Genomic DNA, 18800 nt, shown 5'->3' on the forward strand with positions numbered 1-18800 from the left:
AGATGTACACCGTCAACCGCTTCGGGGCGGTCGACGTCCTGACGGCGGGTAACGGCGGCGTCGTACCGTACGGCAACACCGTCGTGGTCCGCGGATCGGACGCGGTGCTGGTGATCGATCCGTCGCTCGCCCTCGACGACGACCCCGTCGGCGCCGACGCGGTGATGATCAGTCACGCGCACGAGGACCACATCGCCGGGCTGCGGCACTTCACCGCCGACACCTTCGCCCACCGTCACGACGCGGCCGCCGTCGGCTCGCTGGACACCCTCATCGCCGGCTACGGACTCGACCCGGATCTCCGCGACGCGATGACCACGGTGATGACCGACGACTACCACCTGCCGGCCGTGCGTGACGGCGTCGTGGGTGTGACCGACGGCCACACCTTCGACCTCGGCGACCAGACCGCAACGGTCATCCACCTGCCCGGACACACCGCCGGTCACTGCGGCGTGCTGATCGAGCCTGCCGGGTTTCTCTACGTCGCCGACATCGACCTGACGTCGTTCGGGCCGATGTACGGCGATCTCGGGTCCAGTCTCGACGACTTCCTCGCCTCCATCGACCGGGTCGGCGAGATCGACGCCCGCTGGTACGGAACCTTCCACCACAAAGGTGTGGTGTCCGGGCGTTCCGAGTTCGGTAGCCGACTCGCGACCTACCGTCATCGGATTCTCGAGCGCGAGGAACGGTTACTCGAGTTCCTGCGAAGGCCAAGGACTTTCGACGAGATCGTGGCACACCGCCTGGTGTATCGCCCACATGTCGAGGCGCCGTGGGTGCGATCGGTGGAGCGTCGGACCGCACAGTTGCACCTCGAGCGCCTCCTCGACGCGGGCGCGGTGACCGCGATCGGCGACGAACCGACCGGGCGTCACACGGGCAATGCTCAGACGGACACGCGGTCCGGCGCGGTATCGACCATGTCGTGGGTCATCGCGTAGGCGGCACGCATGCGCGCCATCTCGGTGTCCCGGTCGGCGTAGGCGCGTCGGGTGAACTCGTCGAGCCCGCCGGCGCGCCGGATTTGTCCGCGGCTGATGAGCTGCATGACCCCCGATAATCGAGGAAGCAGCCGGGCGATCCGGCGATGACGGATGCCGAGCGCATCGGCGTCGGCGTCGCCGAGGAAGACCCGCTCGTATCCCTCCATGACGGCCGTGGCGACCGGCACCCGCCACCGCTGCGGCAACGACATGGTGTTGGCGAACTCGGGAATCAGATAGTCGGCGTTGAGCGCGGTGACGAATTCGCGGTCGTGGGCATCGGGCCCGGGCGAGGTCAATCGGTACAGTTCCTCGATCCGCCGGTGATCGGCCTCGTTGCGGGGATTCAGGTCGTCGTCCATGCCGATCACGTGGCCGACGTGACGCCATAGGTGATAGATGTCGTCGAGTTCGTCCGCGGTGAAACGAACCCCGAGTGTGCCCATCGCCTCGATCGCGATGTGCCCGAACTCGGCAAGCGTGAATGCCATGTACGGCTGCGGAATCGGGACACCCCACGCATCGTGCTCCCAGGTCCCGCTGCGCAGCAGATGTGCCCGGACGTGCGCGTGGATCATCCGCACCCGCACCGTGTAGGCGAAACCCGCACCGTCACGGCGCATTCCGCCCGGCGTCAACACCCGGCGCAGCCACTCGCCGACCTCCACCGAACGCACTCCCGGCATCGTCGAGTACCGCCCGGTCAGCGCCAATGGTTTGCCCGCGATACTGTTGCCCGCGCCGCGCAGCAGCGAGGCCGCCGCCAGCACGATCGCCATGGCCGGGAAGTGCCGCACCAGGGCGTCGGCGGCGCGGTCGCAACGATCGTGGTCGAGCCAGGCCGGTTCGCGCTCGATCGAGTCGAACAGCGCGACCAGTGCCGGTGGCGCATCGGTCAGCGCGCCGATGCCATCGGCGAGAGCAGGGCGGATCAGAGCGGCGGACCCCCGTTCGGCGACGACGGCGTCGGCGAGATCATCGGCACGCCACATGGCGGCGATCCAGGTGTCTCCCGCGTGTTCGTACAACGTGCGGGCTCGGTCGGTGTTCACCAACCCGGTGGGCGGCACAAGAGTCATGACACCAGCCAAACACGAGGAATCCTCACTTACCATTCATTTCATGGCCCGAACCCCTGCCCGCTCCGCGGCGGGCGCCCGCACGCGCGTCGCGCCGCGTCAGCCGCGCGCCCTCGCGATGCGCAGGCGACTGTTGGACGCGACCACGACGCTGCTTGCCGAGCGGCCCGACGGTCTCCCGACCACCCAGGACATCGCTGATCACAGCGATGTCAGCATCGGAACGGTGTATCGCTACTTCGCCGACGTCGGTGACATCCTGTTCGACCTCCGGCAGGAAGCGATCCAGCAGATCAGCTCGGACCTCGCCGTCGGTATCGGGCAGGCAATCGACGCCGAACCACTCGCCGCGATCACCGTCGTGGTGGACGCCCTCACCTCTTCGTTCGAGCGGCACGCGCCGGTGATCGCGGCATCGCTGGCGGGCGACAGCGCCGAGTTCGGATCGGCCTGGGCACAGATCGAGGCGCCACTGGTCCCGCTGGGCCGCATCCTCCCGACACGCTTCCGGCCGGATCTGTCGCCCGCGGAACTCGACGACCTGGTGTTCCTCACCATGGGTGCCACCGCGAGCCTGTGTCTCCGCGTGGCCCTGGCCCGCCCGGCAACCGCCGACCGCCGGCGACTGGTCGACACGTGTGCGCGAATGCTGTTGGCGTCCTTCGCAATTCCCTGATCGAGGATCACCGAATGCGCCGCCGTGACGACCCACCGCGCGGCGTCCAGCCAACTGCCAGCGTGATCGCGGTGCCATCCCAGCTGCGCGCAGTGTGATGATCGGTATGCACACCACGAAGCACTCTTTCACCGACACCGTCCTCGTCGTCACCGACGGCTCGCTGCGGTCGCGCACCGTCATCGATCAGGTTCTGCGCTCGGGCCGCAATGCGGTGGTCGCGGGGCGCCACACGCGCGATCTCGTCTCCTATGTGGACGCCGCCGTCCACGACCGGGTCTGGGCGGTCGTCTGCGATCCGGCCGATCCGACGCAGATCGAGGCACTGATCGAACGCGCCACCGACACGATGGGCCCGGTGATCATGGTCGTCGACCCCGCCGGACAACTGCACGACGTCCACTCCGCCGACCGGCAGGTCGCCTGAGCCGCAGATGTGCACGTGCCACCTCAGTGACGTGAGATCTCCCGTACCGTACGCACCGCCGCCATCTTGGCCGGGTTCCGCATGACGAAGACGTGCCGGATGAGACCGTCGACCACATCGAGCCACAGGATGGCACCCGGATCGTCGGACACCGCCACGGTGAATCCCGGCATCCCGTTGACCTCCATCTCGCCGACCTGCATCTGCCGCTTCTCAACAAGGCGCATCAGGTTGGCCATGATCCGCGCGACCTGATCGGCACCGTGGATCGGTCGCCGCGCCGCCGGCGCCTTGCCATCGCTGTCGGCGAGGTACACCGTGTCGGGCGCGAGCACCTCGAGCAGCGCCTGCACGTCACCGGTGGCCGCTGCAGCCAGAAAAGCGTGCGCCACCTGCGTTCCCGTGTCGGCGTCGGCACCGAACCGCGGCCGTCGCGCCTGCACGTGTTCGCGGGCGCGGTGGGCGATCTGCCGGACCGCGGCAACGGATTTCTGCGTCATGTCGGCGATCTCGGCATGAGCGAACCCGAACACCTCCCGGAGCAGGAACACCGCACGTTCGTCCGGTCCCAGCGAGTGCAGGACCACCATCATCGCCGTCGACACCGCTTCGGCGAGAACGACGTCGTCGGCAGGATCGTGAACGTCGATGACGATGGGTTCGGGCAACCACGGACCGACATAATCCTCGCGGCGCCGTTGTCCGGCGCGTGCGGCGTTGAGCGCCTGGCGGGTGACCACCTTCGCGAGATAGGCCCGCGGGTCGTCGACGGCGTCGAGATCGACCTCCGACCAGCGCAGGTAACTCTCCTGCAGCACGTCATCTGATTCGGTGGCCGAGCCCAGGATTTCGTAGGCGATTGTGAACAGCAACGGGCGGTGATCGACGAAGATCCGTAGGTGCTCGTCGCGTGTGCCACCGGTGCTCACGGCACGACCTGTCCGTTCGGGGTCGGGTCGCGGTGATCGACGGTGACCGTCGAGCGGGCGGCCGGATAGATCCCCGGACGCCGGGCCTCCAGTTGCAGACCCCAGATCGTGCCCCGACAGATCAGCTCCTTCATCAGCGCGGCACCACGGCCGGTGACCACGCCGCGCGTCGGCGAATCGTCCTTGTGGGTGAGTTGCAGCGTGGCCGTATGCCGCCCGAGGCTGACGCATTGCGCGACGAACCCGGGATACGCCGCGACCGGGTGCTCACCTTTGGCCAGCGAACGCACCGACTGCGCGGCGGCCACACCGAGCGGCATTGCGGCCTGACAGCTCATGCGGGGCACGTTACCCGCCGGCGCGACGGCATCACCGGCTCCGAGGATGCGCTCGTCGTCGACGCTGACCAGGGCGGCGTCGGTACACAGCCGACCGAGGTGGTCGCACGTCAGCCCGCTGCGGCGTGCGAGATCGGGTACCGCGAAACCGGTGGTGACGACGGTGATGTCGGTGGCCGCCTCGACCCACTCGCCTGTTGCGTGGACGAGTGTCACCGTTGTGGCGCCGATGCGTTCGACCCGGGTGTGCTCGTGGCAAACGACGCCGAGAGGCTCGAGCGCGCGGCGTGTCCGCTCACGCCCACGGACGGACAGGCTGGAGGCGATCTCGTCGGCGGTGACGAGGGTGACCCGGTGACCGGTCTCGGCGAGCTCGGCGGCGGTCTCGATCCCGGTCAGGCCACCGCCGACGACGGTGACGCGGCCGGCGCCTCGCAGCTCGGCCAGCCGGTTGCGCAGGCGGGTGGCCGATTCCCAGTCGGCGACCTCCTGGGCGTGGTCGGCGGCACCCTCGATCGCCGCACCGCCGGAGCTGCCGACGGCGTAGATCAGCCAGTCGTAGTCGAGCCGGTCACCCGAGTCGAGGCCGACCAGTCGTCCGGGTGCGTCGATGTGTTCCGCGGTGGCGACGATGCGGCGGACGCGCGCGGAGAGCAGCGTCTCGAAATCGCGGGTGGGCGTGGCGGTGCCGGCCGCCCATTGATGTAACCGGATACGTTCGACGAAATGGTCGCGCGCATTCACCATCACCACATCGAACGAGCATTCTGCGGCGAGCCTGTTGGCTGCCATCGTGCCGGCGTACCCGCCACCGACGACCACCACCCTGCGTTGTTCACTCATGGTTCTCACTCCTTGACTGCCGGGGATCTGACATACCCGAGACACCACGCAGGCCGAGAATGTGACAGGTAGTGACTCGGATCACAGCGTCGGAGAGGTGTCGCCGGTGCATGGGTACGGCGAACGTGGCGTCGACGGTGGGTGAACACCGATGACATAACCTGACGAGGTGCTGTCTGTCCGGGAGCTGTCGCCGCGCCTGATCGTCGTCGGCATCCTCATCGCCGCCGCAGGCGTCTGTTACTCGTCGTGGGTGCTGGAGTTCTTCTGGGCCTCGCCTCTGGATCCGCTGCGCAGCTTCATGAGTGAACTCGACGCGGAGCACCGCCCGCATCGGCTGGTCTACGTCTACGGCGACGTCATCACCGCGGTGTGCGCCATGCTTGCCGGGGTGCTGGCGTTCATTCCTCGTCCCGCGGTGGCCGGCGGCTTCGCCCGCGGGGCGCTCGTCTCGCTCGTGGTGTTCGGGGTGTCCACCATCACCGACGCATTGTCGCCCATCGAGTGCATTCCGCACGTCGACCCGAATTGCCCGTCGGAGCCGAGTGGGCTGTTGCCCCAACTGCATCACATCCACGCCTTCACCAGCAGTGTGGCGGTATTCGCGATCTTCATCGCGATGATCCTCGGCGTGGTCGCGGCCTGGCGAACGCCGATCTGGCCGGTGCTGCGTCTGCTCGGCCTGACGATCCTGGTGGTCATCTCTGTCGCGACGGTCTGGATGTTGGCCGCCGACAACCTGTCCGGGGATTGGCTGCTGGGGCTCGCACAACGCATTCAGATCGGCGGCATGACGCTGTATCTGGTGGTGTGGGGTGCTGCGGTGGCCGTTCAGCGAAGGTCGATCACACCGTCACCGGCGTCGGCGGCATAGAGCAACTCGATGTGCTCGGCGTACTTGTCGGCGATGGGCTTGCGCCGCAACTTCATCGTGGGGGTGAGTTCGGTGCCGCCGGGCTCCCACGCCTCGGACACGATGGTGAATCGTTTGACCTGTTCGACACGTGAGAGTCGGCCGTTGCCGAGACGGACCGCGCCGATGACCTCCTCGATAACCTGCGGATGCCCGGTGAGGGCTGCGACGTCGGCGTCCGGCATGTTCAGCGCCTTCGCGCGGGCCGCCGCGGCGTCGGGATCGAGCACAACGAGCGCCGACACAAACGGTTTGGCGTCGCCGATCGCGACGACCTGACCGATCAGCGACGACGCCGCCTTCAGCGCGTTCTCGATGTTGGTGGGCGACATGTTCTTTCCGGACTCGTTGATGATGAGTTCCTTCTTGCGGTCGACGATCCGCACGTTGCCGTCCGCGTCGATCTCGGCGATGTCACCGGTGGCCAGCCACCCGTCGGAGTCGATCGTCTCGGCTGTCTTGTCAGGCTGTTTGCGATAACCGCGCATGACCACCGGCCCCCGGATCAGCAGTTCGCCGTCGTCGGCGAGCGTGACCTCGACACCCGACACCGGCTTGCCGACGGTACCGAGCCTCATGTTCTCCGGCGTGGTCATCGTGGAGACGCCGGTGGTCTCCGACATGCCCCACACCTCCAGCACCGGTATCCCCAGCCCGAGGAAGAACTGCAGCACCTCCGGCGGGATCGCGGCGGCACCCGACCCGGCGAAGGTGAGTTGGTCCATGCCGATCGCCGACCGCACCTTCTGCAGGACGAGCTTGTCGGCGAGGGTGTGCTGGGCGGTGGCGATGGCGTTGGGCGTACGGCCGTCGAGCTGCGCTTGTGCGGCCGCGGCACCGATTCTCATCGCCCAGGCTCCCAGCTTCTTCTTGACCGGGCTGGTTTCCTCGGCGAGCTTGGCCTCGATGCCGGCCCGGATCTTCTGCCAGACGCGGGGTACCCCGAAGAAGAAGGTGGGGTGGACCTCGGGGAGTGCGGCGCCGATCTCCCGCGGATCGGAGACGGTGGTGACCTGGATACCACGCACCATGTTGGCCGCGTGCGAGGAGACCCGATCGGCGATGTGTGCGGCGGGCAGATAGGAGATGACGCGGTCGTCGAAGCCGACGTCGACGACCTCGGCCAGTGAGGTCAACTCGGAGATGATGTTGCGGTGGGTGATCTCGACACCCTTGGGCGGACCGGTGGTGCCCGAGGTGTAGATGATGGTGGCGAGATCCTCGGGCCGTACCGCCTGCCACGCGGCGGCGAAGTCGAAATCCATTGCGCCGGAATGTTCTACGTCGTCGAGAGTGATCGCGTCGGCGGCCGGGCCGTCCACCACGATCGTCGTCGTCACCGCGGTGGACGCGGCGCGGACGACCGGGACGAATATCTGCTCGGTGACGACGACGGCGTTGCCGGCATTGCCGAACAGGTACTCGATCTGCTGCGGAGAGCTGGTGTTGTAGATCGAGAACGGCACCGCACCGAGGTGCAGCGCCGCGGTGTCGACGAGATGGAACTCGGGCCGATTGGTCAGCATGATGCCCACGGTGTCGCCGGGGCCGACGCCCAGCGCGGCCAGACCGCGGGCGATCGCCTCGACCCGGCGTCCGTATTCGGCCCAGGTGATCTCTCGGATGCCGCCGACGGTGCGCAGCGCGATCGCGGTCGGGCGCATGCCGACCGTCGCCTGGAAGGCCTCGGGCAGTGTGGCGACGGAGCGGCCGCTCTCGTGCGGGAAGAGGATCGGTTCGGATTCGGACATGGTTGCCCCCGGCGAGAGTGGTCTGGGTGATGATGTGCATCACACTAGCCGCGGGCATCCACCGGCACAGCCGATCCGAAGAAAAGGTAATGAGACGGTAAAATTCCCAGTTCCAGGGGCTTCTGGTCCGTCGAAGTGGGCGAGGGCGCGCTACTTCTTGGGCGGGAAGTACTTGATGAGTGCTTCCTGCACGACGGAGGTGGCCAGTGTTCCGTCCCGCATCCAGAACCGCCCCGAACCCATCCCGCGCGATCCGGTCGCCACCGGGGACCGCGTCGCGTAGAGCATCCACTCGTCGAAGCGGAAGTCACGGTGGAACCACATCGAATGGTTCACGGTGGCCGCGAAGAGTCGATCGATGCCCCACGACAAGCCGTGCGTGGTGATGATCGAATCGAGGACGGTGGTGTCGGAGGCGTAACACATGGCGGCCACATGCATGATCGGGTCGTCGGGCATCTGGCCGTCGGTCTTCATCCACACGCGGTTGTCGCGCAGCTTCTCCCCTGCTTCACGCATCTTCCACGACGGGTCGTTGGCGAACCGGATGTCGATCGGGTGCAGCGCGTCGACGAAGGTCGCGATCCGGTCTTCGAAACCCTTGAAATGCTCACCGAGGGGCGGCAATTCCTCCGGATAGGGCACCTGTGGGATCTCCACCGCGTGTTCGAGACCGGCCGAGTTGTCCTGGAATGCCACCAGCATGGTGAAGATCTCTTCACCCTTCTGTTTGGCGGTGACCTGTCGATTCGCAAAAGACTTGCCGTCCCGGAACCGGTCGACGTGGTACTCCATCGGCTCGTTGACGTCGCCGCCGCGAATGAAGTGCGCGTGCAGGGCATGAACCGGCGGAGTACCGCGGGTCAGAGTGCGCGCTGCCGCCACGACACCCTGACCGAGCATCTGCCCACCGAAGGTGCGCGCCGTCTTCTGTTCGGGGTGTTGCCCGATGAACAGGTCAGCGTCGCGCTGCTCGACGTCGAGCAGTTCGAGCAGCTTGCCGAGGTCGCTGGTGGGGTCCGCAGTCATGCGAACAGACTAGGGACCCCATCGTGCCCGGTGGTCACCGGGACCGTGCGCGGCACAGCCCACCGCTCACCGGGCGCGCCACGCCTGCACGACGAAGAGCGCGCCCGTGTGCTCCCCACTCACCGCCCGGCGAGCGCGCCGTGTCTGCACGACGAAGAGCGAGAGCGAAGCGACAATGCGATGAGGAGGAAGACACGGTGCCTCCAGCTCGCCGGGCACGCGCGGACGGAGTCCGCGCCAACAACTCAGTGGTCCTGTTCGCCGATCCGGTGGACGTGGATCATGTTGGTCGATCCGACGGTACCGGGCGGCGCGCCGGCGACGATGACGACGACGTCGCCGTCCTTGAGCCGACCGATGCGCAGCAGTTGGTGGTCGACCTGGTCGATCATGTGGTCGGTGGTGTCGACGTGATCGACGATGAAGGTCTCGGTTCCCCAGCTCAGGGCGAGTTGGCTGCGTACGGCCTGGGTGGGTGTGAACGCGAGAAGCGGCAGACGGGAGTGCAGCCGTGCCAGTCGGCGGACGGTGTCGCCGGACTGGGTGAAGGCCACCATGGCCTTGACCTCGAGGCGTTCGCCGATGTCGCGAGCGGCGTAGGAGATGATGCCGCGTTTGGTGCGGGGAACGTGGGAGAGCGGCGGTACGTCGCGTGAGCCGGTTTCGACGGCCACGCAGATGCGGGTCATCGTCTGTACGGTCTCGATCGGCCACTTGCCGACGGAGGTCTCGCCGGAGAGCATCACTGCGTCGGCACCGTCGAGGACGGCGTTGGCGACGTCGGAGGCCTCGGCGCGGGTGGGCCGGGAGTTCTCGATCATCGAGTCGAGCATCTGGGTGGCCACGATGACCGGTTTGGCGTTCTCGCGGGCCATCTGGATGGCTTTCTTCTGCACCAGGGGGACCTGCTCGAGCGGCAGTTCCACGCCCAGGTCACCGCGGGCGACCATGACTCCGTCGAAAGCCAGCACGATGGCTTCGAGGTTGTCGACGGCTTCGGGCTTTTCCAGCTTGGCGATCACCGGGACGCGGCGGCCGACGCGGTCCATCACTTCGTGGACGAGTTCGATGTCGGCCGGGCTGCGCACGAAGGAGAGTGCGACGAGGTCGACGCCGAGTTGCAGTGCGAACTCGAGGTCGGCGATGTCCTTTTCGCTCAGGGCGGGGATCGAGGTCTTGACACCCGGCAGGTTCAGGCCTTTGTTGTTGCTGACCGGACCGCCTTCGGTGACCACGCAGACGACGTCGTTGCCGTCGATGGCGGTGACCTTCAGTCCGACCTTGCCGTCGTCGACGAGGAGTCGGTCTCCGGCTTCGGCGTCTTCGGCGAGTTGTTTATAGGTTGTCGAGACGCGGTCGTGGGTGCCGACGACGTCGTCGACGGTGATGCGGACCTCTTCTCCGGTGGCCCACATGACCTGTCCGTTGAGTGCGCCGTCCTCGACGAACTTGCCGAGTCGGATCTTGGGTCCTTGCAGGTCGGCGAGGATGCCCACGGCCTTCTCCGCGGCATCGCCGGCGCGACGCACACGCTCGTAGACGGTGCGATGGTCTTCATGGCTGCCATGGCTGAAGTTCAGTCGAGCAACATCCATGCCCGCCTCGACGAGCTCTTTGAGACGCTCCTCGGAGTTGGTGGCGGGACCCAGGGTGCAGACGATCTTGGTACGACGTGTCACGGTGCTCACCTTAGTCGTGTCGGATCAGCATCTCTATCGGTGGCGGCCACTGGTCATCACCCGGCCACACCGCGTTCGTCCACTCCCCCGAGGTCAGTGGCGGCGCCACCGTTGCATTGTGTTCAGCCCGATCGGTGTCGTACTCCGGGCGCGCCGCCCGACGGCTGTGTCGTTGTGGCGGCGACGGACCCGGCGGTTTGTCAACGCACCGAAAGCGGCAGTGCCGCCGGGCGGACCGGCGATGGGAGATCGGAGGCGCCCATCAGGTATTCGTCGACCGACCTTGCGGCCGAACGACCTTCGGCGATCGCCCACACCACCAACGACGCTCCGCGATGCGCATCGCCGCAGACGAATACCCCGTCAGCGTCGGTTTGCCAGTCGCTGCCGCAAGACAACGCGCCGCGTCCGTTGGGTGCGAGTTCGAGCCCGTCGAGTAGCGGTCCTCGTTCGACACCTTCGAATCCGATCGCGAAAAGCGCCAGTTCGCAAGGGATCTCGAATTCTTCACTGACCGGCATGATCACCCGTCGGCCGTCGGATTCGCGGATGACGGCGACTTCGGCGAGCACCATCGTGGTGACGTTGCCGTGTTCGTCACCGACGAATCGTTGCACTGCCACCTGATATTTGCGTTCGCCGCCTTCGGCGTGCGCGCTGGAGGTGCGCATCACCAGCGGCCAGGTCGGCCACGGGGATCGGGTGTCGTCGCGATCGGAGGGCAGTTCGGGGTTGTAGTCGAGTTGCACCACCGACGCCGCCCCCTGCCGGTGCGCCGTACCGAGGCAGTCGGCACCGGTGTCGCCGCCGCCGATGATGACGACGTGTTTGCCCTTGGCGGTGATCGGTGATTCTCCGTCGCCCTCGCATTCCCGGTTCGCCGGGACCAGATGTTCCATGGCGAGGTGCACACCGTTGAGGTCGCGGCCGGGTACCGGGTTGTCGCGGGCGGCCATCGCACCGATCGCGAGGACGACGGCGTCGTGGCGCTCGCGCAGCTCCGCCACCGACAGGTCGGTGCCGACGTTACAACTGGTGACGAATTCCGTTCCCTCGGCGCGCATCTGGGCGATACGGCGGTCGATGTCGGACTTCTGCAGCTTGTATTCGGGGATGCCATAGCGCAGCAGTCCACCCAGCCGGTCGTCACGCTCGTAGACGGTGACGTCGTGGCCGGCGCGGGTCAGTTGCTGGGCGGCGGCGAGGCCGCCCGGTCCGGAACCGACCACGGCGACCGACTTGCCGGTCTTGAGGGCGGGCGGCTCGGGTCCGATGATGCCCTCGGCCCAGGACTCGTGGGCGATCGTCTTCTCGATCCGCTTGATGGTGACGCTGCCGCCGGTGGTGTTCTCCGAGATGGACAGGACACACGCCGCCTCGCACGGGGCCGGGCACACCATTCCGGTGAACTCGGGAAAGTTGTTGGTCGCGTGCAGGCGTTCGCTTGCCGCGTCCCATCGTCCGCGTCGGACGAGGTCGTTCCATTCCGGGATGAGGTTGCCCAGCGGGCAACCCGCGGTTCCGGAGTGGCAGAACGGGATACCGCAGTCCATGCATCGCCGGGCCTGATCGCTCACCTCGGAGAGCACTTTGATCGGGTTGTCGGCGTGCTCGTAGACATCGCCCCAGTCGCGGATGCGCTCGGCAACCGGCCGGTATCGGGCCTCTTTCTTCGGGACCTCCAGGAATCCGCGCGGATCAGCCACGTGCCGCCTCCATGATCGCTGAATCAACGTCGCGCCCTTCGGCTTCGGCCATCTGGGCCGCGTCGAGGACACGCTTGTAATCGGTGGGCATGACCTTGGTGAACGCGAGGCACCGTCGTGGCCAGTCGGCCAGCATCGACGCCCCGATCGCCGACCCGGTCAGCTCGGTGTGGATGGTGATGTGCTCATGGAGCCAGCGCAGGTCGTCGGGGTCGGGGCGCATCAGCTCGACCATCGCCATGTTGACCTTGGCGGGATCGAGGTCGTAGACGAAGGCCATCCCGCCGGACATGCCGGCCGCCATGTTGCGTCCGGTCGGCCCGAGGATCACCACCCGACCACCGGTCATGTATTCGCAGGCGTGGTCGCCGACGCCCTCGACCACGGCGGTGGCACCGGAGTTGCGCACGGAGAACCGCTCGCCGACGCGGCCGCGGAGATACACCTGCCCGGATGTCGCGCCGTAGAGAATGGTGTTGCCTGCGATGACCTGATCCTCGGCGATGAACCAGGCGTCGGGGTCCGGTGCCACCACGATCTTGCCGCCGCACAAGCCTTTTCCGACGTAGTCGTTGGTGTCGCCGCTGAGTTTGATCGTCACACCCGGCGGCAGGAATGCGCCCAGGGATTGACCGGCCGAGCCGGTCAGCTCGACGGTGATCGTGTCCTCGGCGAGTCCGGCGGCACCGTAGCGGCGGGTGACCTCGGCGCCGAGCAGCGTGCCCACCGTGCGATTCACGTTGCGCACCGGCAGTTCCAGGGTGACGGGGTGTGCGTCCTCGAGCGCTCCCTCGGCGAGCTGGATCAGCGTCTGGTCGAGCGCCTTGTCGAGTCCGTGGTCCTGGCCGCGCACCCGACGCGTTGGACCCTTGTCCTCGATCCGACGGAAGATCGGGCTGAGATCGAGGCCCTTGCTCTTCCAGTGCGCGACGGCGGCATCGGTGTGCAACCGCTGCGACTGGCCGACCGCCTCGTCGAGCGTCCGATAACCCAACTGTGCCAAATACTTCCGCACATCCTCGGCGATGAACCGGAAGAAGTTGACGATGTGCTCGGCCTGCCCGCTGAACCGCGCACGCAACTGCGGATTCTGGGTGGCCACACCCACCGGACAGGTGTCGAGGTGACACACACGCATCATGATGCAGCCGGTCACGATGAGCGGCGCGGTGGAGAATCCGTATTCTTCGGCACCGAGCAACGCCGCCATGATCACATCCCGACCATTACGCAGCGCGCCGTCACACTGGACGGTGATGCGATCGCGTAAACCGTTGAGCATCAACGTTTGTTGCGCGTCGGCCAGACCGATCTCCCACGGCGTGCCGGCGTGTTTGAGTGAGGTCAGCGGCGAGGCCCCGGTGCCGCCGTCGTGACCGGAGATGAGCACGACGTCGGCATGCGCCTTGGACACACCGGTGGCGACCGTGCCGACGCCGACTGCGCTGACCAGCTTCACGTGGATTCGGGCCTGCGAATTGGCGTTCTTGAGGTCGTGGATCAGCTGGGCGAGATCCTCGATCGAGTAGATGTCGTGATGCGGCGGCGGCGAGATGAGTGCCACGCCCGGGGTCGAGTGTCGGGTCTTGGCGATCCACGGGTACACCTTGTACGCCGGAAGCTGGCCGCCCTCACCGGGTTTGGCTCCCTGCGCCATCTTGATCTGGATGTCGGTGGCGTTGATCAGATAATCGCTGGTGACACCGAACCGGCCCGACGCCACCTGTTTGACCGCACTGCGCCGCTCCGGATCGTAGAGCCGGTCGACGTCCTCGCCGCCCTCCCCGGAGTTCGACCGGGCACCGATGCGGTTCATCGCGATCGCAATGGTCTCGTGCGCTTCGGCCGAGATCGAGCCGTAACTCATGGCGCCGGTGTTGAAACGCTTCATGATCTCCTCGGCCGGCTCGACCTCCTCGAGCGGGATCGGGTCGCGCGCACCGAGATCGAGTTCGAACAGACCGCGCAGCGTGCCGCCCTCGCGTTGGAGGCGGTCGACCTCGTCGGAGTACTTCTGGAACACGTCGTCGCGCCCGGTCTTGGTGGCGTGCTGCAGCAGGAAGATCGTCTCCGGGGTGAACACATGCAGTTCACCCTCGCGGCGGTACTGGTACTCGCCACCCACCTCGAGTCGGCGATAGACCTGCTCGGTCGGGTTCTCCGGGAACGCGCGATGGTGGCGCATCCGGACCTCCTCGGCGAGTTCGTCGAGGCCGACACCCTCGATGCGGGAGACGGTCCGGGTGAAGTACTCACTGACCACCTCCGAGGACAGGCCGACGGCCTCGAACGCCTGCGAGGCGGTGTAGGAGCTGATGGTGGAGATACCCATCTTGCTCATCACCTTCAGCACACCCTTGCCGAGTGCCTCGACGTAATTGCGGATGGCCTTGCTGGCGGCCACCCCGATCAGCTCGCCCTGCGCGATCAGATCTTCGATCGATTCCAGTGCGAGATACGGATTCACCGCGGCCGCACCGAATCCGATGAGCAGGGCGATGTGGTGGACCTCGCGGGCATCACCGGACTCGACGACCAGCGCGACCTTGGTGCGTTCTTTGGTGCGGACCAGGTGGTGATGCACCGCGGAGGTGGCCAGCAGCGACGGGATCGGTGCGTGTTCGCGGTCGGTGTGGCGGTCGGAGATCACCAGGGTGCGATGCCCCTCGGCAATTGCCTGGCTGGCGCGCAACCGCAGATCCTCCAGTGCCGCAGCCAATCCCGGCCCGCCGTCGGCGACCTCGTACAGCCCGTGGAGCACCTTGGCCGACAACCCGGGGTTGTCGCCGTCGTCGTCGATGTGGACGAGCTTGGCGAGATCGTGGTTGTCGATGACCGGCCAGTGCAACAAGATCTGTCGGCACGATGCCGCGGTGGGGCGCAACAGGTTCTGCTCGGGTCCCATGACCCGGGCCATCGAGGTGACGATCTCCTCACGGATGGCGTCCAGCGGCGGGTTGGTGACCTGTGCGAAGAGTTCGACGAAGTAGTCGTAGAGAAGGCGAGAACGCTTGGACAACACCGCAACCGGGGTGTCGGTGCCCATCGAGCCGAGCGGCTCGTAGCCGGAGGCCGCCATCGGGGTGAGCAGGACACGCAGATCCTCCTCGGTGTATCCGAACGAGACCTGTCGGCGTACGACGGTGTCGTGATTCGGCGTGTAGACCGGTCGCGGCGGCAACGTCGCGATGTCGAGAAGACCCGCGTGCAGCCATTCGTCGTAGGGCTCGGCGTTGATCAGGTCACCCTTGACCTCCTCGTCGGGGATGATCCGACCGGCGGCGGTGTCGACGAGGAACATCTTGCCCGGCTCGAGCCGACCCTTGGAGACGACGTCGTCGACCGGCACGTCGAGCACTCCGGCCTCGGAGGCGAGGATCACCCGCCCGTCGCGGGTCTGCCACCAGCGTCCCGGGCGCAGGCCATTGCGGTCGAGGACCGCACCGACGACGGTGCCATCGGTGAAGGTGACACATGCCGGCCCGTCCCACGCCTCCATGAGCGAGCCGTTGAACTGCAGGAACGCCCGCCGTTTGGGATCCATCGTGGGCACGTTCTCCCACGCCTCCGGCACCATCAACATCACCGCGTGGGCGACGCTGCGTCCACCGAGATGCAGCAGCTCGAGCACCTCGTCGAGCGACGCGGAGTCGGAGGCCTCCGGCGTGCAGATCGGGAACGCGCGCTTGAGGTCACCGGGAATCAGGTCGGTCTCCAGCAGGGCCTCCCGCGCGCGCATCCGGTTGCGGTTGCCGCGGACGGTGTTGATCTCGCCGTTGTGGGCGACGAATCGGAAGGGATGTGCGAGCGGCCAGGACGGGAAGGTGTTGGTCGAGAAACGCGAGTGGACGATGGCGATCGCGCTCGTGCACCGTTCGTCGCGCAGATCCGGGTAGTACAGCGGCAGTTGCATCGTGGTGAGCATGCCCTTGTAGACGATCGTGCGGCTCGACAGCGACGGGAAATAGAGTCCGGTGCCCTCGGCGTCGATCTCCGGGGTCACCCGCTCGGCCTGCTTGCGGAAGGGATAGATCGCCCGGTCGAGGTCGATGCCACCGATGCGTGTGACTCCTGGCCCGGGGTCGACGGTGACGAACAGCTGCACCATGTGCGGCATGCAATCGAGTGCGGTCTCGCCGATATCGGCGCCCTCGGCGTCGACCGGGAGCTCGCGCCAGCCGAGGATCGTGATGCCCTCGGCGGCCGCGAGGTCGGTCACCCGAGCGATCGCCGTCGAGCGCAGGTCGGGGTCCCTCGGCAGGAAGCAGGTGCCCGCCGCGTAGGTGTTGACTCCCGATGCGGTCGGCGCGGGAAGTTCGAAATCAACACTGGCGCGCAGCAATTCGTCGGGCAACTGGATCAGGATGCCTGCACCGTCACCGCTGTTGGCCTCGGCGCCGGCCGCGCCACGATGTTCCAGATTCTCCAGCGCCAGCAACCCGTCGGAGACGATCGAGTGTGAGCGTCGGCCGTGGATGTCGGTGACCATCGCCACACCACAGGAATCGACCTCGGCCTCGGGGTCGTACAGGCCCTGCTTGGCAGGGAGCGCCGAAAACAACATCAATACCTCCACCGGATTCGTGACGAATCGCATGCATGATGTCCTCTGGGACAGCGCTGGCCCGTGGAGCACGTCGGTCGCGGGTATGGGCTGCCGCAAACCGTGAAATCCCACTGTAACCGACCCACCAGCGGGGTGCCCGTGATGGCGAGGTGATCCGAGCCGGCTCGAACGCCGAATCCCGTCAGCTGGTGTGTGGGGTGTCTTTGGCGGAGTCGGGAGCGGGGTCGGCGTCGACGGGAGCGCTGTCGGCGGTGTCGGGAGCGCCGTCGGCGCCAGGCTGGGCGCTGTCGGCATCAGGCTGGGCGCCGTCGGAGGTGTCGGGAGCGCTGTCGGCATCAGGCTCGACGCTGTCGGCGTCGGGCTCGCCGTCGGCATCCGCGGGAGCGCTATCGGCGTCAGCCGGAGCGCTGTCAGCGTCAGCCTGAGCGCTGTCAGAGTCGGGCTGGGCGCTGTCGGCATCAGGCTGGGCGCTGTCGGAGGTGTCGGGAGCGCTGTCGGCATCAGGCTCGACGCTGTCGGCGTCGGGCTCGCCGTCGGCATCCGCGGGAGCGCTATCGGCGTCAGCCGGAGCGCTGTCAGCGTCAGCCTGAGCGCTGTCGGAGTCGGGCTGGGCGCTGTCGGCATCAGGCTGGGCGCTGTCGGAGGTGTCGGGAGCGCTGTCGGTGTCAGGCTCGGCGCTGTCGACGTCGGCGACAGGATCAGGGGACGTCCACGGGGATGGGGCTGGGGTGGCCGGTGCGACGGCGTCCTCGTCAAGTTCCGGGTCGACGGCGGCTTCCTCGTCGTGTTCGGCGATGCCCTTGTCGATGACCTCGGTCGCGGTGGTGTCGTCGCCTGCATCGGTCATCTCGCCGTCGGAGTCGAACGGCTCGTCCTCGTCGGGCTCCGACACGGGCTCGTCGTCGAGTTCGTCGTCCGGGTATCGGTCGTCGACGTAGCCGACGACGCCGAGGGCTTCGAGTTCCTCGGCACGGTCGGGGTAGTACATCTCCAGACCGCGCTCGCGGCCCTTGGTGGCGACGACGAAGTAGATCGCCGCGCACACGAACAGCAGGGCGGAGGTGAAGACGTTGATACGGATGCCGGCGATGAAGGTGTACGCGGTATCCGAGCGCAGGAGTTCGACGACGAATCGGCCGACGCAGTATCCGGCCACATACAGCGCGAAGAGTCGACCGTGGCCGATGCGGAATCGTCGGTCGAGCACCACGAGTGCGAGAACCACAAGCACGTTCCACACCAACTCGTACAAGAAGGTGGGGTGGACGATCTCGTACACCTGGCCGGTCGAGGTTCCGTTGATCAGATTGGGTCCGGTCTGGATGCCGTTGGTGCGCTCGTAGATCTCCAACCCCCACGGCACCGTTGTCGGCCGGCCGTAGAGTTCCTGGTTGAAATAGTTGCCGAGCCGCCCGATCGCTTGGGCGAGCAGGATCGCGGGCGCGATGGCATCGCCGAACGCGGGCAGCCGGATGCCGTGGCGGCGCGCACCGATCCAGGCGCCGAGGGCACCGAGGATCACCGCGCCCCAGATTCCGAGACCACCGTCCCAGATCTTGAAGACGTCGATCGGGGACTTGCCACCGCCGCCGAAGTAGATCGACCAGTCGGTGAGGACGTGGTAGATCCGGCCACCGATCAGACCGAAGGGCACTGCCCAGATGGCGATGTCGAGGACCTCGCCGGGCTGGCCGCCGCGTGCGATCCAGCGGCGATCCCCCCACCAGACCGCGACGATGATGCCGACGATGATGCACAGCGCGTACGCCCGCAGCGGGACCGGCCCGAGATGCCAGACCCCCTGCGGCGGACTGGGAATATAGGCGAGCAACGTCGTCGTCGGCGCGATCACGGTCACACCCTAACCGACCGTC

General features: G+C 66.9%; 13 protein-coding genes. 4 read left to right on the plus strand and 9 right to left on the minus strand.

The features are described from left to right. Positions 1 to 2: 2 nt before the first annotated feature. A complete protein-coding gene (locus tag AC5ZH6_RS14705) occupies positions 3 to 947 on the plus strand; it encodes an MBL fold metallo-hydrolase (RefSeq protein ID WP_020170978.1) in 945 nt (314 codons plus the stop codon). Here AC5ZH6_RS14705 and AC5ZH6_RS14710 read toward each other — a convergent pair. Beyond that, positions 893 to 2068: an oxygenase MpaB family protein gene (locus tag AC5ZH6_RS14710; protein WP_496167389.1), complete on the minus strand. Its 1176-nt coding sequence runs from the start codon at positions 2066 to 2068 to the stop codon at positions 893 to 895. The two genes, AC5ZH6_RS14705 and AC5ZH6_RS14710, sit on opposite strands and share 55 nt — an antisense overlap. 43 nt (positions 2069 to 2111) lie before the next feature. Here AC5ZH6_RS14710 and AC5ZH6_RS14715 point away from each other — a divergent pair, with 43 nt between their 5' ends. After that, entirely contained in the window at positions 2112 to 2744 is a 633-nt protein-coding gene (locus AC5ZH6_RS14715; protein ID WP_496167391.1) for a TetR/AcrR family transcriptional regulator, read from the plus strand. Between the two features lie 106 nt (positions 2745 to 2850). After that, a complete protein-coding gene (locus AC5ZH6_RS14720) occupies positions 2851 to 3171 on the plus strand; it encodes an SDR family oxidoreductase (protein WP_006369666.1) in 321 nt (106 codons plus the stop codon). 23 nt (positions 3172 to 3194) lie between these two features. Here AC5ZH6_RS14720 and sigJ read toward each other — a convergent pair whose 3' ends face one another. Then, a complete protein-coding gene (gene sigJ / locus AC5ZH6_RS14725; RefSeq protein WP_496167393.1) occupies positions 3195 to 4100 on the minus strand; it encodes an RNA polymerase sigma factor SigJ in 906 nt (301 codons plus the stop codon). Beyond that, entirely contained in the window at positions 4097 to 5281 is a 1185-nt protein-coding gene (locus AC5ZH6_RS14730; RefSeq protein ID WP_496167394.1) for an NAD(P)/FAD-dependent oxidoreductase, read from the minus strand. Before AC5ZH6_RS14730 ends, sigJ begins: the two co-directional genes overlap by 4 nt. A gap of 169 nt (positions 5282 to 5450) precedes the next feature. Between AC5ZH6_RS14730 and AC5ZH6_RS14735 the strand changes: the two genes are divergently transcribed. After that, positions 5451 to 6155: a DUF998 domain-containing protein gene (locus tag AC5ZH6_RS14735; RefSeq protein WP_094600674.1), complete on the plus strand. Its 705-nt coding sequence runs from the start codon at positions 5451 to 5453 to the stop codon at positions 6153 to 6155. On the opposite strand, the gene AC5ZH6_RS14740 is transcribed toward AC5ZH6_RS14735, so the two are convergent. The 6 genes from AC5ZH6_RS14740 to lgt all read right to left on the minus strand — a co-directional run bounded on the left by AC5ZH6_RS14740 (position 6113) and on the right by lgt (position 18784). After that, a complete protein-coding gene (locus AC5ZH6_RS14740; protein ID WP_496167395.1) occupies positions 6113 to 7945 on the minus strand; it encodes an AMP-dependent synthetase/ligase in 1833 nt (610 codons plus the stop codon). The genes AC5ZH6_RS14735 and AC5ZH6_RS14740 overlap by 43 nt on opposite strands. Positions 7946 to 8095: 150 nt before the next feature. Next, positions 8096 to 8974 carry an acyl-CoA thioesterase gene (locus AC5ZH6_RS14745; protein ID WP_020170971.1) on the minus strand — a complete coding sequence of 293 codons (879 nt, stop codon included), beginning with the start codon at positions 8972 to 8974 and terminating at the stop codon, positions 8096 to 8098. 245 nt (positions 8975 to 9219) lie between these two features. Next, positions 9220 to 10653, minus strand: coding sequence for a pyruvate kinase (gene pyk / locus AC5ZH6_RS14750; protein ID WP_211544683.1), 1434 nt, complete (start codon positions 10651 to 10653; stop codon positions 9220 to 9222). Positions 10654 to 10853: 200 nt separating this feature from the next. Then, the gene (locus AC5ZH6_RS14755) at positions 10854 to 12359 is read right to left on the minus strand and encodes a glutamate synthase subunit beta (protein ID WP_496167397.1); all 1506 of its coding nucleotides are present in this window, start codon (positions 12357 to 12359) and stop codon (positions 10854 to 10856) included. Continuing rightward, complete coding sequence (gene gltB / locus AC5ZH6_RS14760) at positions 12352 to 16923, minus strand: glutamate synthase large subunit (protein ID WP_035727730.1); 4572 nt, start codon at positions 16921 to 16923, stop codon at positions 12352 to 12354. Before gltB ends, AC5ZH6_RS14755 begins: the two co-directional genes overlap by 8 nt. A gap of 184 nt (positions 16924 to 17107) precedes the next feature. Continuing rightward, positions 17108 to 18784 (minus strand): prolipoprotein diacylglyceryl transferase, encoded by a 1677-nt coding sequence (lgt, locus tag AC5ZH6_RS14765; RefSeq protein ID WP_496167399.1) that lies wholly within the window; start codon positions 18782 to 18784, stop codon positions 17108 to 17110. Between the last annotated feature and the right edge of the window lie 16 nt (positions 18785 to 18800).

This window comes from Gordonia sp. YC-XJ4, assembly GCF_059511865.1.

What these genes read in the sequence shown, in the direction of transcription:
- AC5ZH6_RS14705 (WP_020170978.1), top strand. Translation starts at nt 3, where the DNA reads ATGTACACCGTCAACCGCTTCGGGGCGGTCGACGTCCTGACGGCGGGT.
- AC5ZH6_RS14710 (WP_496167389.1), bottom strand. Translation starts at nt 2,068, where the DNA reads ATGACTCTTGTGCCGCCCACCGGGTTGGTGAACACCGACCGAGCCCGC.
- AC5ZH6_RS14715 (WP_496167391.1), top strand. Translation starts at nt 2,112, where the DNA reads ATGGCCCGAACCCCTGCCCGCTCCGCGGCGGGCGCCCGCACGCGCGTC.
- AC5ZH6_RS14720 (WP_006369666.1), top strand. Translation starts at nt 2,851, where the DNA reads ATGCACACCACGAAGCACTCTTTCACCGACACCGTCCTCGTCGTCACC.
- AC5ZH6_RS14730 (WP_496167394.1), bottom strand. Translation starts at nt 5,281, where the DNA reads ATGAGTGAACAACGCAGGGTGGTGGTCGTCGGTGGCGGGTACGCCGGC.
- AC5ZH6_RS14740 (WP_496167395.1), bottom strand. Translation starts at nt 7,945, where the DNA reads ATGTCCGAATCCGAACCGATCCTCTTCCCGCACGAGAGCGGCCGCTCC.
- AC5ZH6_RS14745 (WP_020170971.1), bottom strand. Translation starts at nt 8,974, where the DNA reads ATGACTGCGGACCCCACCAGCGACCTCGGCAAGCTGCTCGAACTGCTC.
- gltB (WP_035727730.1), bottom strand. Translation starts at nt 16,923, where the DNA reads ATGTTGTTTTCGGCGCTCCCTGCCAAGCAGGGCCTGTACGACCCCGAG.